Annotated in this window: 14 protein-coding genes; 8 read left to right on the top strand and 6 right to left on the bottom strand. The window is 45.6% G+C overall.

The genetic code is table 11. The features are described from left to right. Positions 1 to 53 precede the first annotated feature (53 nt). Together AB4405_RS18135 and AB4405_RS18130 are read left to right on the top strand one after the other, a co-directional pair. Positions 54 to 206 (top strand): hypothetical protein, encoded by a 153-nt coding sequence (locus AB4405_RS18135; RefSeq protein ID WP_172443102.1) that lies wholly within the window; start codon positions 54 to 56, stop codon positions 204 to 206. A 293-nt stretch (positions 207 to 499) separates the two neighbouring features. Beyond that, a complete protein-coding gene (locus tag AB4405_RS18130; protein ID WP_372062197.1) occupies positions 500 to 1,711 on the top strand; it encodes a radical SAM protein in 1,212 nt (403 codons plus the stop codon). Between the two features lie 15 nt (positions 1,712 to 1,726). Here the strand turns inward: AB4405_RS18130 and AB4405_RS18125 are convergent, their stop codons facing one another. Continuing rightward, positions 1,727 to 2,065, bottom strand: a complete 339-nt coding sequence (locus tag AB4405_RS18125) for a DUF1971 domain-containing protein (protein WP_102471840.1) — start codon at positions 2,063 to 2,065, stop codon at positions 1,727 to 1,729. Positions 2,066 to 2,079: 14 nt separating this feature from the next. Continuing rightward, positions 2,080 to 2,265, bottom strand: a complete 186-nt coding sequence (locus AB4405_RS18120; protein ID WP_372062196.1) for a hypothetical protein — start codon at positions 2,263 to 2,265, stop codon at positions 2,080 to 2,082. A 244-nt stretch (positions 2,266 to 2,509) separates the two neighbouring features. On the opposite strand from AB4405_RS18120, the gene AB4405_RS18115 reads away from it, so the two are divergent. The 3 genes from AB4405_RS18115 to AB4405_RS18105 are packed head-to-tail and all read left to right on the top strand — an operon-like array spanning position 2,510 to position 6,868. Beyond that, positions 2,510 to 3,283, top strand: coding sequence for an ABC transporter ATP-binding protein (locus AB4405_RS18115; protein ID WP_372062195.1), 774 nt, complete (start codon positions 2,510 to 2,512; stop codon positions 3,281 to 3,283). Then, positions 3,270 to 5,765 (top strand): FtsX-like permease family protein, encoded by a 2,496-nt coding sequence (locus AB4405_RS18110; protein ID WP_372062194.1) that lies wholly within the window; start codon positions 3,270 to 3,272, stop codon positions 5,763 to 5,765. The genes AB4405_RS18115 and AB4405_RS18110 overlap by 14 nt, the downstream gene beginning before the upstream one ends. Next, on the top strand, positions 5,765 to 6,868 hold the full coding sequence (locus AB4405_RS18105; protein ID WP_372062193.1) for a lipocalin-like domain-containing protein: 1,104 nt from the start codon (positions 5,765 to 5,767) through the stop codon (positions 6,866 to 6,868). The genes AB4405_RS18110 and AB4405_RS18105 overlap by 1 nt, the downstream gene beginning before the upstream one ends. A 205-nt stretch (positions 6,869 to 7,073) precedes the next feature. Here AB4405_RS18105 and AB4405_RS18100 read toward each other — a convergent pair whose 3' ends face one another. Next, positions 7,074 to 8,264, bottom strand: coding sequence for an MFS transporter (locus AB4405_RS18100; protein ID WP_372062192.1), 1,191 nt, complete (start codon positions 8,262 to 8,264; stop codon positions 7,074 to 7,076). A gap of 188 nt (positions 8,265 to 8,452) precedes the next feature. Between AB4405_RS18100 and AB4405_RS18095 the strand changes: the two genes are divergently transcribed. The 3 genes from AB4405_RS18095 to AB4405_RS18085 all read left to right on the top strand — a co-directional run bounded on the left by AB4405_RS18095 (position 8,453) and on the right by AB4405_RS18085 (position 12,162). Next, positions 8,453 to 9,334 carry a LysR family transcriptional regulator gene (locus tag AB4405_RS18095; protein WP_372062190.1) on the top strand — a complete coding sequence of 294 codons (882 nt, stop codon included), beginning with the start codon at positions 8,453 to 8,455 and terminating at the stop codon, positions 9,332 to 9,334. Between the two features lie 339 nt (positions 9,335 to 9,673). Beyond that, on the top strand, positions 9,674 to 11,848 hold the full coding sequence (gene katG / locus AB4405_RS18090; RefSeq protein WP_372062189.1) for a catalase/peroxidase HPI: 2,175 nt from the start codon (positions 9,674 to 9,676) through the stop codon (positions 11,846 to 11,848). A gap of 125 nt (positions 11,849 to 11,973) precedes the next feature. Further along, the gene (locus AB4405_RS18085; protein ID WP_372062188.1) at positions 11,974 to 12,162 is read left to right on the top strand and encodes a hypothetical protein; all 189 of its coding nucleotides are present in this window, start codon (positions 11,974 to 11,976) and stop codon (positions 12,160 to 12,162) included. A gap of 7 nt (positions 12,163 to 12,169) precedes the next feature. Here AB4405_RS18085 and AB4405_RS18080 read toward each other — a convergent pair whose 3' ends face one another. The 3 genes from AB4405_RS18080 to AB4405_RS18070 form a co-directional block, all read right to left on the bottom strand. Then, positions 12,170 to 13,738 (bottom strand): polysaccharide lyase family 7 protein, encoded by a 1,569-nt coding sequence (locus AB4405_RS18080; protein WP_372062187.1) that lies wholly within the window; start codon positions 13,736 to 13,738, stop codon positions 12,170 to 12,172. A gap of 519 nt (positions 13,739 to 14,257) precedes the next feature. After that, positions 14,258 to 15,391, bottom strand: coding sequence for a hypothetical protein (locus AB4405_RS18075; protein ID WP_372062186.1), 1,134 nt, complete (start codon positions 15,389 to 15,391; stop codon positions 14,258 to 14,260). A 21-nt stretch (positions 15,392 to 15,412) separates the two neighbouring features. Next, positions 15,413 to 16,132: a sulfite exporter TauE/SafE family protein gene (locus tag AB4405_RS18070; protein ID WP_372062185.1), complete on the bottom strand. Its 720-nt coding sequence runs from the start codon at positions 16,130 to 16,132 to the stop codon at positions 15,413 to 15,415. Between the last annotated feature and the right edge of the window lie 207 nt (positions 16,133 to 16,339).

The raw sequence follows: 16,339 nt of genomic DNA, 5'->3' as shown, positions 1-16,339 counted from the left end.
GTTAACCACGACCAATTTACAATGACTCCAAGCTAATAAAGAGGAGTCATTACATGGGTACTTGGATTCTAGAAACCTTACTTTGGAGTGTTGTCACCGTTGCAGTATGCATTGCAATCTGGGGCTTTTCGCTCGCCAATATTCTGATCGCATTAGGCGCGTCCGTCGCTATTTCCCTACTACTTGGCAACAGTTGGAGAAGCTAGAGCGATGGAAAAGCGCTGCAACCCTCCCAAGTGGAAAACACTGCTTGCTCTGTTTTTGGCCTTTGTGGCCCTTAAATTCAATTGTTTTTTTATTTGGGGTGTCTTTTGCTGGTTCTGGGGCTGGGAGAATCTAAGAAGCAAAGAAGCCTTCTTTGTGGAGCGAGTAGAGCGAAGCAAAAATCCCATGTTGTTCACGGCCATTATTATTAGCTGGTTTTTGATGGGGGCTCTGTATTTCTACATGGACCACAGAATCTACCATTTTTTCGATTCTTTATAAGCAGGTGAAAGCAATGAAGATCTATTTAATTAAGGCATCCGCAGGTAGCGATTACTCTAAATACAAAGCTTCTACCGGTGGACCGCCACAAAATATATTTGCTGCCGCTGCGGCAACCCCGAAATGGTACACCGTTGATATGGTGGATGAAACCATAGGCAATCAAGCCGATGTTAATATCAATGCTGACGTCGTCGTGATTTTTATGTCGACCCCCGATGCTTACCGAGCTTATGAGCTGGCTTCGGTGTATAAGCAAAAGGGAAAAACCGTGATATTAGGAGGCTTGCATACTCATTTCAATCCACAAGAAGCGGCGTTGCACGCTGATAGTATTATCATGGGTGAAGTTGAAAACTATTGGGTTCAGCTGCTTGGGGACGCAGAGCTCGGCTCATTAAAACCACGATATGAAAGTTCGGAGCCGGTGGACCTAAGCGTACTTAATCCATACCCAACGGACATCATTAAACCTTCACGCTACGATTATGTCTGGTCGGTAGTGGTAACAAGAGGCTGCCCATTTAAATGTAACTTTTGTTTGGTACCAAGGTTCTTTGATAAATTTCAGCAACGACCGATTGCTAATATTGTCCGTGAGTTAGAACATTTAAAATCGTTGGGCGTAGAATGGGTGGAACTGCATTCTGACAATCTCACTCACGATCGAGATTATGCGATAGCACTGTTTAAAGCGATTGAACCACTTAAGATGAGCTTCTATGGCGAAACGACCGTGTTAATCGCGCGTGACAAAGCGTTGCTGAATGCAGCAGCGAAAGCAGGATTTAAAGCGGTGCTGTTAGGGATAGATACCCCATCAGAGGAGGCTCTGAAAGCGCAGAAAAAAGGGTTTGTGAAGCCATCAAAAATGAAAGAGCACATTGCTGAAATAAAGCGTCATGGCATCGAAGTGTGGGGAGATTTTTTGTTCGGTTTTGATGAACACGATGCGTCAATATTTGAGCAAACCCAATCGTTTGTTAAAGAGATTAAGGTTGATAAGGTGATCCCGCACTATATGATCCCGTTCCCGGGTTCAGAGACGTTTAATCAACTTGAGCAAGAAGGGCGTATTTTGACCACAGACTGGTCAAAATACGATGGCAGCCATCCTGTGTATCAACCTAAACATATGACGGTGAATGAGCTTGAAGACGGCATCGCTTGGATTTGGAGTAAAAATGCCAGCTTGAAAGAAAAGATGGCTGCATGGTTTGGGTAAACATACCAACAAGTTTTAATCGTTACGTTCAGATCGATTTTCAGCCACGATGTCTGAATCTTTCTGAGCGTAAAAATCGACTCTAAAACTCGTGTCATCAGACATAAATTCCACTTTATGCCAATACTCAGGTGGCGAGATAGCGAATCCAGCTTGCTCAATGATTATTTCTTGTTCCACTTCACCACGCCTTTCAGTAAAGCCGTAAAACTTTAAGGAACCGCTAATCACGTTAATTTTTCCATAAACGCCCGCTCGAGTATTATGCAAATGCAGGAACATTTTAGGGATGTTATCAGGCGTAAACACTGGCGTTGATTTATAGTTCACAAAGTCTGTTGGAATGACGGGCATAAATAGCTCACTTCTTAAATATACGTAACTGACCATTGATTACTATTAATATAGACCTGTAATAAGTAAGCACAAGCGAGGTCTTCGGCTGCCGCCGCTAGCATGGTATTACAATTACGCTCAACGGGTACATTCGTTGTCTGTACCAAACCGCGAACCGTGAAGACAAAGCGCATGCTGCTGTTATTGCACACACTCACTTTGCTCTTTTGATTCTGCTAGACGTTGGCTGTATACCGCATAATCGTTATGACCCCGATGTCACTTTATTGTTTTCCGACCATTTATCCCTTTCCATTAATCTATTTCTTCGCTTTCTAAGTACAAGTTATTAATAATTCGATGTAAATCGCTCTCTTTGTCGGATTGTTGTCTACAGTTTTATGGGGCTTACTATTGCGGTAGTGACGAATAAAAGACACTTTTTAATTGCAGGGAAAAGAAATGAAAAGTCCAATTGTCACACTCGAGCATGCCAGCAAAAGCTTTGTTGATGGCAAGGAAACCCATCGGGTATTGGAAGGTGTCGACTTCACTCTTACCACAGGCGCTAGTGTCGCTTTGACCGGCGCCAGTGGCAGCGGTAAAAGCACGCTACTCAATATCATCGCGGGGTTTGAACCACTTTCAGATGGTGAGTTGTGGTTAGATGGCGATCACTCTGCAGGCTGGAAAGATCCTCAATGGAGCCGCTTCCGCTATCAAAAGCTGGGCGTTATCTTCCAACAATTCAATTTATTGACGCCACTAAACGTTAAACAAAATATCGCCTTCCCCTTGCACTTAAACCAACAGGCATGGAGCGATTGGTGTGATTACTTGGTGGAAGCGTTAGGCATCAGTCAATTGCTTAATCGACATGTTTCTGCCCTTTCCGGTGGCCAGCAGCAACGGGTTGCGATCGCTCGAGCGTTAGCCCACAGGCCTAAATTACTGCTTGCCGATGAGCCCACAGGAAACCTAGACCAAAAAGCAGGATTAGAGGTGATGAAACTACTTAGCGAAATCACAACGCAAGGTAATACGGCCGTACTTTTGGTCACGCACAGTGCCGAGTGCGCCAAATTTATGCAGACACAACTCGTATTAGATAATGGCCGCTTGACTAACACTTGCTTAAATACCGCTTACTTAGATAACGCTCGCTCGAACGCCGCTCAACAACAAAATCATGACACCAAGCAGCAAAACCTCGAGCAACGCCATGAAGCCAAATAAACGCTCCCACACCAAAATCGCGCTAAATTTATTTGCTGCGCACTACCGTCAATCGCCATTGCAAGCCGCCGCGATTCTGGTTGGGATCGTGCTTGCCGTGACCTTGTTTGTCGCCGTACAAGCCATCAATCTCAATGCCAAGCGCAGCTATGCCGAATCCACCGAGCAACTCAGCGCACAAGCACAGTACATGATCATTCCACCAGCCGGACAGAACGACTTACCAGAGTCACTCTATTTCAGCCTAAGACAAAATGGACTGAGCGCTGCGCTTCCGGTGATTGAAGGGCGAGTAAGAGATGAGCAAGGTCGCCGCTGGTCCGTGCAAGGCAGTGATCTAATCGCCGCGATCTCTTCACGACCTCGCGATTCGGCGACCGACAAGAAACACAGCGATCAAAGTATATCCTTGTTCAATAACGCCTTACCTCTGCCCCAACTTTTAGCCGGCGAGCCTATTGTGATGATGAGCCAATCACAACACCAAAGCTTGAATGAAGTCGGCACGCTAACTCTGGATGACATCAGCACCAAGGTCGTGGTATTGCCCGATGAATGGCAATTGGGTAGTCGAATGTTAATGGACATTGGTTTTGCCCAGCAGCTTCTGGGCAAGCAAGGGCAGCTTAGCTATATCGCGGTTTTTGATACAAATAACGACCCACAACATCAATGGCAAAACCTAGTAGGCAAACAAGGGCAATGGATAACCAATAACCAAGGCACTGATCTCGGCTCTATTACCGATAGTTTTCACCTTAACTTAACCGCGATGAGTTTATTGGCCTTTTTAGTGGGCTTGTTCATCGCTTACAACGGGGTGAAATACAGCTTGCTCAAACGCAACCGGCTGTTAGTGCAAATTCAGCAAGCCGGTATTGCGCCGAGGATCGTATTTTCAGCTCTGTTGATCGAGCTTACTATTCTGGTCATATTTGGCGCTTCGCTTGGTTTCATTCTGGGCATTCAGTTAAGCCATTGGCTGCACCCCACCGTGGCGATAACCCTTGAACAGCTTTATGGCGCAACGCTGCTTCCCGGCACTTGGCAATGGTCATGGTTGATACAAGCCTTATTGCTCACGCTGGCTGCAACGCTTGTCGCTTGCTGGCAGCACTTTAAGCAGCGGGTACGCCAACCACTCGCGTCTCATGGTGGTTTCTACCAAGCACCAGACACATCAAACGAAAACCAGTTATTCGTTATCGGTATCGTCCTAACCTCGCTTGCATTCGCAGGGTTATGGTTGAGCGAACATCATCGCTTCACTATGGCATGGCTCGGTGTGCTAGTCATATCGATTCCTTTGTATCTGCCCAAAACACTCAGTGTATTAGCCCATTGGAGCGAAAAGCGCACCAAGTCGGGTTTGATGCAATATCTGTTTGCCGAGCTGCGGGAGCTCATTGCTCCCCTCTCTCTTGCCATGATGGCATTGCTTCTTGCCGTGACGGCTAACATAGGGATGAATACCTTGGTTGGCAGCTTTGAATTCACTCTAAAGCAGTGGCTTGAACAGCGCTTACATGCTGACATTTACGTCAGCCCCGCCCAAGGCGAAATCACGAACGTGGAACATGCGCTAGAACAGTTCGATAACGTTGAAACCATCTACAAGCAATATTACGTCGACGACAACCTGCAAGGTTTGCCTATTTTACTCGGTACGAAAGACCAAGACACGCTAGAGCAAACCATGGTGTTCAAGTCGCAGCTGGATAACTTTTGGCCGCGCTTTTACCAAGGTGAGCTGGTCGCGATCAGCGAACCCACTGCGGTAAAGCTCGGCTTATTACTCGATAGCACACTCACACTAGACGCGATCCAAGACAAAACACTAAAGGTTGGTGCTATTTTTCATGATTACGGCTCCCCAAATGGTGAAGTCTTACTTGCGCCTAACCTATGGCTTGAGAGCGGTTTTACTGACTTACCGACAAGCCTTGGTATTAAAGTCGCTGGCGACTCACAAGTGGTATACGAGCAACTGCGCCAGCAACTGAGTTTGCACCCCTGCCAGCTTTACGATCAAACGCAAATCAAGTCCATTGCGTTAGATATCTTCTCGCAAACTTTTGCCATTACGCGGGCGCTCAATGGCGTCACCTTAATGGTGGCCGTTGTGGGGTTGTTTTGTGCTTGTTTTATGTTGCTCGAAGCACGCAAAGCTGCCATAGCAAGGCTGTACGCGCTTGGTGTCAGTCGTCAAAGATTGATGGCTATGGTCGTGGGGCAAATCGTTGCACTCGTTTGTTTCACATTGGTTATCGCCTTGCCGCTCGGCGCCATCGTCGGCTATGTCCTGACAGACATGGTTACCCTGCGCGCCTTTGGTTGGAGCTTAAATTACGTATGGAACTGGGGGGATGCATTGGTTATCGCAGCCATCACCATTCTAGTCGCAGTGATAGCAACCTTAGTTCCACTATGGCGCTTGGTGAACAAGCCCGTGGTCTCCAGTTTGCAAAGTGAGGTGTTGTGATGAATCGACTCACTAGAATTTTCGCATTTACTCTTAGCGCCTTATCCCTCATAGGCTGTGAAGAGTCGCAACCACAAAATATGGGTGCTATTCTCGGCGAAAATGCAACACAAGCCGACAACTCGCTATTTACTGAAGTGGTAAAAGGCATCGATATCACCTTCCCTTCCGACCATCAAGCGCACCCTAATTTTCGGCACGAGTGGTGGTACTTAACCGCAAACTTAACCGACGAAAACGGCCGCGCTTTAGGAGTGCAATGGACACAATTTCGTTTCGCGGCGGCACCACATAAAAGTGACACCAATAAAACCGCCTGGTACAGCCAACAAATCTACATGGCACATAGCGCCGTCACAACGAAGGACACACACTATGCCGATGAAAAGTGGTCTCGTGGGCAAGCGGAGTTTGCTGGTGTGGAAGCGTCACCATTTCGTGTTTATCTCGATGATTGGCAGTGGGCATCTTCTACCGATGACCTCTTCCCAGCCACATTGAATGCAAAATCAGATCAATTTGGTTACTCGCTCAAGCTAACCTCTGCTGCACCCTACCAAAAACAAGGCGATCAAGGCTACAGCACCAAGAGTCTCGATGGTCGGGTTGCCTCGTATTACTACAGTCAGCCGTTCATTAATGTCTCAGGCGAGGTCACGATTGATGGAAAAACCCATCATGTATCAGGCAAAGGTTGGATAGACAGAGAGTGGAGTTCGCAGTTCTTGCTCGACTCACAACAAGGCTGGGATTGGTTTGCGCTAAGGTTGAGTGATGCCACCAGCTTGGTCGTGTTTCAGCTTCGACATTCAACCACTGGGGAAACAAGTTATTCCCACGCGAAGTTAATGCAGCAAGATGGCTCTGGTATCACTATCGACCAACAAGACATCCGTTTAATCGCCCTCAAGCAAACAGAAATCGACGGGCGTGATTATCCAACCAAGTGGCAAGTTTCTATTCCATCGCAACAGATCGAGCTGACCGTTTCAGCGCTTAATCCAAACGCCAAAATGCCACTGTCTGTGCCGTATTGGGAGGGCCCTATCACAATTGAAGGATCCCATTCCGGCTCCGGCTATATGGAGCTGACGGGTTACTAATCAGATGGTGGTCTATGGTAACGAAAACATACCGAGACACGTCGTTTTTTGAAAGCCCTGAACCACGACTTGCAGCCGCAATAAAAGCGGTGTTCATCACGCTGCCTCCAAGTTACCGATATAGATTAATATAATGAACGCGATTATGTTGGCCAATGAAACAACATTGGCCAACATTGCGGGGGCTGATTTACGGAGGCGTTATTTATGCTGCCTCAAGCACTTCATTTTTGGTTTCATTACGAGTATCCAATTTGCCACTATAACGGGTTAGTGCCAACGCAATGAGAACAATGACGGCCCCTACCCATGGGGTGTGCATCAATCCCGCTTTCGTCACGATCAAGCCACCACCCCAAGAGCCTAGCGCTATGCCTACATTAAAAGCGGCGATGTTAAGTCCAGACGCTACATCGACCGCATCTGGCGTGTATTTCTCTGCCAAATTAACAACATAAACTTGCAACCCAGGGACATTACCAAAGGCAAAGGCCCCCCAAACCAAGATGGTTGCCACTGCCGCTATAGGGTGCACGGCCGTAAAATTAAACAAGACTAAGATAGCCGCTAAACCTGAAAATATAACGGTCAGCGCTTTGATGGGCCCCATCTTATCGGCCATTTTTCCGCCCCAGATGTTACCAACCGCGACAGAAACGCCGTACACCAACATGATTAAACTGATAGCACTCGAGTTGAATCCTGACACCTGTTCTAAAATCGGAGCAAGGAAGGTAAATGCGGTAAACGTACCGCCGTAACCTAACGCTGTGATGGCATAGACTAAAAGTAATCGTGGCTGAGTGAGTACTTTCAGTTGTGAAGATAGCTTTGCCGCAGGTGGTTGCTTAAGGTTGCTTGGCACTAAGAAAGCACTACCAATTAATGCGATTAACCCCAAAACGGCAACGGTAAGAAACGTGGACTGCCAACCAAAAGCTTGGCCGATATAAGTACCCAGTGGAACACCAGTAACGAGTGCTACCGTTAAACCCGTAAACATAATGGCAATGGCACTGGCTGCCTTTTCTTTAGAAACTAACCCTGTGGCAATGGTCGAACCAATGGAGAAGAACACGCCATGCGCGAGACCGGTCAATATACGGGCAAGCACCAATGTGTTGTACCCTGGGGCTTGCCAAGCTAGTACGTTACCGGCAACAAAGAGAGTCATAACGGTAAGTAGTACTTGTTTGCGATTCCAATTACCGGTCAGCGCCGTTAAAACAGGAGCGCCAATAGCAACACCAAGGGCGTAAAGGCTAACTAAAAGTCCGGCTGATGGTAAAGAGACACTTAAATCATTTGCCATTGTTGGCAGTAACCCAACAATAACAAACTCTGTGGTTCCGATCGCAAAGGCGCTGAGCGTCAGTGCAAGAAGTGCTAAGGGCATAATGTACTCGCTTATGTTTGTTTCGTGATATATGGCGGGCATAAGGTGTGATGACAGCGCCTTAATGCCCCGCTCTGTTTCGATGGCAGCATTATGCTTGGATGATTAATTGAGAAAAATAGAGGTTTTAGCAAATAATATTTGTTATAAATGCAATAAATGACTCTATTGAAATATGAGGAAGTGACATGCGGACGCGTTCTGACGATCTGGAGATATTATTGACGGTAGTCGATAGCGGCGGTTTTACAGCAGCAGCAGAGGCATTAGATATTCAAGTCGCTCGTGTATCAAGAGCGGTGAGCAAGGTAGAAAAACAACTGGGTGTATCGATACTTAACCGCACTACGCGACGAGTTGAGTTGACGGATGAAGGGCGTCAATTTATCGAGTCGGTTCGTGTTGGGTTAGCCCAGATCCAACTCGCAGAAGAAGACATCATCACGAGGGGCGAGTTACCCTCAGGACGTTTACGTGTGGATGCGGCGAGCCCATTTGTGTTCCATCAACTTATCCCTCTTGTTCAAGCATTTAGTCAAGAATACCCAAATATCGAATTAGAACTGACTTCAAACGAAGGCTTTGTTGATTTACTGGAAAAGAAAACGGATTTGGCCATTCGAATTGGCCAGTTAACGGATTCAACACTTCACGCAAGGCCGTTAGGTCGAAGCTTGTTGTACATCGTGGCCGCTCCAGAATATTTATCAAAACGTGGATTTCCGCAAAGGCCACGTGATCTTGTTTCACATGATACGATAGGATTTACAGGCCCTAAGATCCTCAATCACTGGCCCTTGAAAGGTTTTGAGTCTTTAAGTCCGACTCTTATATCGAGTAATGGTGAAACGGTTAGACAACTCGCGTTGACAGGAAATGGTATCGCTTGTTTATCTGGTTTTATGGTCAAAAAAGATATTGACGAAGGCCGTTTAGTTCCGCTGTTAGAGAGTGATAAATTGCCAAGCACTGGCAGAGAGCAGATCAATGCCGTGTTCTACAAATCATCGTCTGTTGCCAAACGTATTTCAGCGTTTATCGACTTTATCCAACCAAAATTAGATCTTTAGATGAGTGGCATAGGGCATGTAGACCCCGCTCATCCATGCTGAGCCTTTTTCTACTTCTACTTTCTACTTTCTACTTTCTACTTTCTACTTTCTACTTTCTACTAATTTTAAACCCCTTAATTTCAGATAGTTAAATCAATGGGTTTTCTCTATTTTATTAATAGATCATATCGTCGAGTAATCTCGCTTAATATCACCTATTGTTTCATTTCATCACTTATGAATTTGCTCGTGTTGTCTCAAGTAAGCAGAATTGGAGCAGATCGAAGTTGGTTAATTATTCATCGTAAATGTGATTTCAATTGTGAAACACATTGCTGACACGGAATGGAGCAAGTCATGAAAGACCAATCTACTCATGGTGCTGGAAAGTGCCCAATTATGCATGGCGGAGTGACCGACTCTTCCAACTCTAATGTCGCTTGGTGGCCTAAAGCGTTAAATCTCGATATTTTGCATCAACACGATAGTAAGACAAATCCAATGGGGCCTGACTTCAATTATCGCGATGAGCTGAAAACCCTCGATGTCGACGCTTTAAAACAAGACCTCAAAGCGTTAATGACCGACAGCCAAGAATGGTGGCCGGCTGACTGGGGTCACTATGGCGGATTAATGATTCGAATGGCATGGCATTCGGCGGGGACTTATCGTATCGCGGATGGTCGCGGTGGGGCTTCGACGGGTAGTCAACGCTTTGCTCCTCTTAATTCTTGGCCTGACAATGTCAACTTAGACAAAGCGCGTCGTATCCTTTGGCCAATAAAGCGTAAATATGGCAACAAAATTAGCTGGGCTGATCTCATGATATTAGCTGGAAACATGGCTTATGAATCGATGGGGCTGAAAACGTTCGGCTTTGCATTTGGTCGAGAAGATATTTGGCACCCAGAAAAAGATATTTACTGGGGTTCAGAAACAGAATGGTTAGCACCAAGTGGTGGAGAAAATAGCCGTTATTCTGGTGAACGAGACCTAGAAAACCCACTGGCAGCGGTCATGATGGGGCTAATCTATGTTAACCCTGAAGGTGTCGATGGTCATCCTGATCCGTTGAAAACAGCCCAAGATATGCGCGTGACATTTGCTCGTATGGCGATGGATGACGAAGAAACGGTTGCCTTAACCGCAGGTGGGCATACGGTTGGTAAAGCACACGGTAATGGTGACGCAAGCCAATTAGGTGCCGATCCAGAAGGTGCCAACCTTGAAGAGCAAGGCATGGGTTGGATGAACAACAACTCGAGAGGCATTGGCCGCGATACCGTATCGAGTGGTATTGAGGGTGCTTGGACGACCAATCCAACGCAATGGGATAACGGATTCTTTGAATTACTATTTAAATACGATTGGGTATTAACGAAAAGCCCTGCGGGTGCTTGGCAATGGGAACCTGTCGACATTGCTGAAGAAGATAAACCTGTCGATGTAGAAGACCCATCGATTCACTATAACCCAATGATGACAGATGCCGATATGGCTCTGAAAATCGACCCTACCTATCGTAAAATCTCAGAGAAATTCCATAACGATCCTGCCTATTTCTCGGATGTATTTGCTCGTGCTTGGTTTAAATTGACCCACAGAGATCTCGGACCAAAATCTCGCTATGTTGGCCCAGATGCACCGACTGAAGCGTTAATTTGGCAAGACCCAGTCCCAGCTGGGAAGTTAAACCAGGACGTAAGCGCGGCTAAAGCGGCTATCGAAGCGACGGATCTAACAGTAAGTGAACTAGTCAATACCGCTTGGGACAGCGCACGTACGTTTCGTGGCTCCGACAATCGCGGCGGTGCAAACGGCGCTCGCATTCGACTTGCCCCTCAAAATCAATGGGAAGGTAACGAGCCTGAGCGTCTAGCGAAAGTGTTATCTGTTTTAGAAACCATTAGTCAGCAGTTCGATATCAGTATCGCTGATGTCATCGTTTTAGCGGGCAATGTTGGCGTTGAAAAGGCAATCAAAACCGCTGGCTTTGACGTGGCCGTTCCATTCGCGTCAGGACGCGGTGATGCCACAGCCGATGCCACAGATGCGGCATCATTTGATGTTCTTGAATCGTTGGCGGATGGCTTCCGTAACTGGCAGAAGAAAAACTATGTGGTAAGTCCTGAAGAACTGCTCTTAGATAGAGCGCAATTGATGGGGCTCACCGCCGCTGAGATGACGGTACTTGTTGGGGGTATGCGTGTGATAGGCACAAACCACGCTAGTACAGGTCACGGTGTGTTCACTGACAGAGTGGGTGCATTGACGAATGATTTCTTCGTTAATCTGACAGATATGAGATACACCTGGGTGCCGAAAGGCCGCAATCTGTATCACATTGATGACCGTGCTAGTGGAGAAACAAAATGGACGGCTACTCGCGTTGACCTCGTGTTTGGTTCGAACTCCATTTTACGTTCTTACGCAGAGGTGTACGCTCAAGATGATAACCAAGAAAAGTTCATCAAAGACTTTGTTGCAGCATGGGTGAAAGTCATGAACGCTGACAGGTTTGATTTAGTTTAAAAGCGAAGCGCTAAAGATAATCAAAAAGTCATTATTAGGACGGTAGTTCCGATAGTTTAAGACCGCTTGCACGATCTAGTCGTTAGCAAATAATCCCCGTCAACAACGTTGATGGGAATTTTTATTTGTATACTAACGTTAACAATGGCGTACCCATTGCGAAGCATCCATGTCACACGTCTAAACGGATGGCTGCTGACAGCTCAGACTCGCTATCGGTGCGTAAGCCATCAGCCAAGCAATCAGCAACAAGCAACAAGCAACAAGCAAAACACAGCCTCCTGCTCAATGAGCGGGAGGCTGTGTTTTTATAAGATAAGATTAATCTTTGTATTGATCGTGAGACACGTCTAGCTGGTAGAAAGTTGCTTGTGAGTAGTCGTCTAGATCACCGCTGATGTTTTGGTTATAAACACCGGCTTTGAAGTACATGTACTTGCCGCCTGCATCGTAGCCGCTTTCGCTCATATCAACCACTTGTACAACGTCGTCTTTGCCTTCACGCATTAGAGTAACCGTCATCGTGTTGCCTTTAACGTCAATGCGGTAGCTGAACACTTCACCAAGCGCGATACCATCGTCACCCACTTCAGCAGTCATGTCGCCCACTAAAGGATAGAAATCCTCTTTTGTTGCGTCTTGGCTTTCATGTGCAAAGTAAACCGCACCTGTTGCTTGGTTTGGCAGCTTACGGTAGTACAAACGAATTGGCTCATCGTTTTGGTCGTGAATCTGACCGATGATAAAGCGACCTACTTCATTCGCGTTACCTGTTGTTGTTGCGTGGTCGATTTTCAATGTTGCTTCTAAAACGCCATCAATGCCAGCCGCCGCTTCTAAATCAGCTTTAGGTGCACTTGAGAATACCCAGTTGTTCTTATTCACACCTTTAGTGCTAATAGACTGGTCGCCACGACGCATCATTTCACGAAGCTCGGTACGCGCGTACTTAGTGTTTTTAGATGTACGCACACCTTTCACATAAGCCTTGAAGACTAAACCACCATCGTCAGCAGTGTAGAAGATTTCTGGATGTTGGTAACCGTTTGCAAGGTTCCACTCAGACACATCATCAGGCTTGCCATTTTTGTCATGGTCAAATGGTTGAGATAGGTACCAGTGAGTCATATCAAAGTTTTCGCTAGGTGCATTACCTGCTACCGGTGTTGCTGGTAAACCTGTTGGTACTGGTAGCGCACTGCGTGTGTCACATTTAACTGTCGTATCACAAGGGTAAACGGCGGCTACGCCGAAGTTACCAGAACGAAGATCTTTACGTGCAGCCTTGTGTGCTTTTTCTGCCGCTTTCATATCTGCGATCATTACTGCTTCAGCAGCGACGACTGCCGGAGTAATGATATGGCTAGCAGGACAAGCGTTAACGTTACAGTTAACAGCCGCTAATTCAGTCAAACTATTCCAACCACTTTTGCTGTTGCCGTGACCAACGTATCGCACGTAACGTGCTTTAACCGCCGGCTCAAACTGGAAACGCTCTAGACCGATCGCTTTACCTGAGCTCATTTGATTCTCAAGTACTGTTGTCCAGTTTTCGCCATCAACACTGACTTGAATATCGAATATAGACTGACGCTCATTACCTTTACTGAATGCTGCCTGAACCGCGTCAAACTCTTGCACTGAACCATAGTCCAACATTGCCCACTCGCCGTCACCCGCTGATGACCAACGTGTTGTTAGATCTTGGTCAAACAGACGATCTGGACCGTTGCCGTCATGACTGCTTGCCGTAAGAGCAACAGGCGTCAGGAGGGCTACACCCGTTTCTTTGTTATTCGGAAATTCAGAGGTAGGTGTGCTAGTACTCGCACAACCAACGGCAAGTAATACAGAAGAGGCAATCAAGGTTTTTACAATAGTTCGTTTCATATTAAATCCATTATTATATTACAAAGACAGCGTTTGTAAGTGAAAGCAAAGTCCGCAAACAGGCGTTGTTTGGTACTTCATCTTCGAGTGTCTGCGATAATGGAAAATATTACATAATGTAATAATACAAATAAAACATTTAATTGAATAAATGAGACTGGCGACACTTTCTGCTTTGCCCATACTTTAACTCGATCACATTTCTTATTGATAAAACAAAAGATAGGAAAATTAAAAACCAATGCATTGAATCTCTATAAGTGATTGATAATAAACAAAATGCCATTCAATCACAGTGCTAGTTAACCAATCGAGCATTTCTACTGCCCTAAATGAAGCCAATCGTTTATTGAACAAGTCGTGTTAGTCGAGTTCTTAGGAGGTGAATAGCCACACCTCTAATGCTCTCTCGCCAACATTTTGAGCTCACTTTTCCTTCATATCGCTGACTAAGATATATTTTAATTCAATATACCCTCTAACTCAGTGCTTGAGTTTTTGTTCCGCGAAAGATCTGCGTTATAGTGACGCTAACTTGTTTTTGAGTCTGTATAACCCTTCCACAAAGTAGTAATCTCCGTAGATCAGTGAACAATCGATACCGAGCCCTTTAGGATAGTTAAAGGTACCTCCGACCAAAACACCTTGCTTGCTATCATCGTTATAGGTTCCATAGTTTTGATAAAGACTATTTAGCATATCATTTGCTGCGACAAGATAACGCTCACGCAGATCTGCTGTTGGTGCTAAATCTGAAAGTAGTAAAAGCCCACTAGCGGCACAAGCCCCAGCTGAAGTATCTCGGGGGGTGTCTGTCTTAATAGGAGCTCTGAAATCCCAATATGGCACTGAATCTTCGGCCAAATTTTCGATAAAGAAGTCCGCGGTTTTCATTGCGGCTTCCAAATAGCGTTCTTCCTTTGTGTATTGATAACTCAATGCAAAACCGTGCACTGCCCAAGAAGCTCCGCGACTCCATGCGGAATCCTGATTGTAGCCTTGCCCGCCATGATACTGTTTGACCTCGCCCAAAAAGCAATCGAACTCGACCATATGTCTGACCGAGCCATCTTCACGAATAAATTCTTTTAATACCGTGTCGGCATGTGCCATAGCAATGAGCTTGAATCTGGGTGCATCCAACTGTTCAGCGGCCCAATATAAAATGGGTAAGTTCATCATGCTATCGATGATACTTAATCCTTTGGGGTCAGCATCATTCACATCGTTTTTATTCCATGCTGTTAGAAATCGACCATTGATATTAAAACGACTCGCTAGGTGACTCGCCGCTCTTAACGCACGTGTTTTGGATTTTTCATTTCCAAGCAGTTCGTAGTGCTTGATTGAGGTTAATTGCCACATAAACCCGACATCATGATGAATATCAACGAACTCATCTAATGGGCCATCCATGGTCAATTCACGTTCTATTGCGATGTCCTTAAATGGAGAGTAGTTTTCTTTTTCATATAATAGCCACAACAACCCAGGCCAAAATCCAACGACCCAGGCCCACGGTCTGTCCGTATCACTGTAAATACCATTAGATGTCATGGATGGAAAACAAGCTGACATCTCTTCGCTCGTTGACTTCACTTTCTCAAACGTATCAGTCCAAGCTTGCTCAACCCACAAAATATTCTTTTTCATTTGATACCTTTAATATAAAAATTATATGACCTTTAAACCCGAGTAAACCGCCCCTATCCCCGCGACAAGGCACAAGCTTAGAGAGAGGTTACGCACGAGTTTTTTAGAAAGTCGATGTAAGACACTTATTGCTAATTTATGACCCGCATAACCAGCAGGTACCAAAGGAAGTGCTAACAATAGATGTTTGATACTCATATAGCCAATTGGGATCTGAATGAGCAGAGATAAGGTAGAGCTCATTAAAAAGAATGCCGCTAGATTGGCACGGATTTGCTCTACTTTTTGATGTTGCAACAACAAAGCCATTGGTGGACCACCAATGCCTGAACTCGTACCTAAAAAACCAGAAAAGAAGCCAGCAAGCATCAAACGCCTAGGAGTCACCTCCATTTTTATCGGAAGTAAGCTTGTACCGACAGCAATAAGGACAGTAGTCCCAAGCAACACCGATAGCTGGCCAACATCGATGAAGTAAAGAATCGCCGCACCCACGCAAGTACCAGGAATTAGACCTAAAATGCCTTTCATGAGGCCATGTAAAGATATTTGTGTCCGATATTTATACGTATTAAGAAGCGCTATAAAAAAGCCAACGATAATGATAGGGCCTGGGATGTATTCTGGTGACAAATACAACAACAGAGGTGATGCCACAATGGCCATGCCAAACCCGGTGGCAGTTTGGATAAATGCACCGATAAATATCAGGGACATAGCGAGTAGTACTGTAATATCCATCAAACTTTATAACCCCGTATTCCGAATAGCATATCTCAAATCGCCAATAATTATCCTTTTATTGAAAGGCGCAGTCAAATAAAACGAAACATCGTTTTACAATCGAAATCAACTACAAAAAAAACAACAAACCTTAAGACATTAACACGTTGAATAATCAAAGTTTAATATGATAAAGACGATAACTCACATCAGTTGCACTCAGCG

Origin of the sequence: Vibrio sp. 10N.261.51.F12, assembly GCF_041471725.1 — a bacterium.
Lineage (GTDB): Bacteria > Pseudomonadota > Gammaproteobacteria > Enterobacterales > Vibrionaceae > Vibrio.
This window is presented reverse-complemented; position numbering and strand designations above follow the sequence as displayed.

Excerpts from the sequence above, each read along its gene's own strand:
- AB4405_RS18135 (WP_172443102.1), top strand. The coding sequence starts at position 54 with ATGGGTACTTGGATTCTAGAAACCTTACTTTGGAGTGTTGTCACCGTT.
- AB4405_RS18130 (WP_372062197.1), top strand. The coding sequence starts at position 500 with ATGAAGATCTATTTAATTAAGGCATCCGCAGGTAGCGATTACTCTAAA.
- AB4405_RS18125 (WP_102471840.1), bottom strand. The coding sequence starts at position 2,065 with ATGCCCGTCATTCCAACAGACTTTGTGAACTATAAATCAACGCCAGTG.
- AB4405_RS18115 (WP_372062195.1), top strand. The coding sequence starts at position 2,510 with ATGAAAAGTCCAATTGTCACACTCGAGCATGCCAGCAAAAGCTTTGTT.
- AB4405_RS18110 (WP_372062194.1), top strand. The coding sequence starts at position 3,270 with ATGAAGCCAAATAAACGCTCCCACACCAAAATCGCGCTAAATTTATTT.
- AB4405_RS18105 (WP_372062193.1), top strand. The coding sequence starts at position 5,765 with ATGAATCGACTCACTAGAATTTTCGCATTTACTCTTAGCGCCTTATCC.
- AB4405_RS18100 (WP_372062192.1), bottom strand. The coding sequence starts at position 8,264 with ATGCCCTTAGCACTTCTTGCACTGACGCTCAGCGCCTTTGCGATCGGA.
- AB4405_RS18095 (WP_372062190.1), top strand. The coding sequence starts at position 8,453 with ATGCGGACGCGTTCTGACGATCTGGAGATATTATTGACGGTAGTCGAT.
- katG (WP_372062189.1), top strand. The coding sequence starts at position 9,674 with ATGAAAGACCAATCTACTCATGGTGCTGGAAAGTGCCCAATTATGCAT.
- AB4405_RS18080 (WP_372062187.1), bottom strand. The coding sequence starts at position 13,738 with ATGAAACGAACTATTGTAAAAACCTTGATTGCCTCTTCTGTATTACTT.
- AB4405_RS18075 (WP_372062186.1), bottom strand. The coding sequence starts at position 15,391 with ATGAAAAAGAATATTTTGTGGGTTGAGCAAGCTTGGACTGATACGTTT.
- AB4405_RS18070 (WP_372062185.1), bottom strand. The coding sequence starts at position 16,132 with ATGGATATTACAGTACTACTCGCTATGTCCCTGATATTTATCGGTGCA.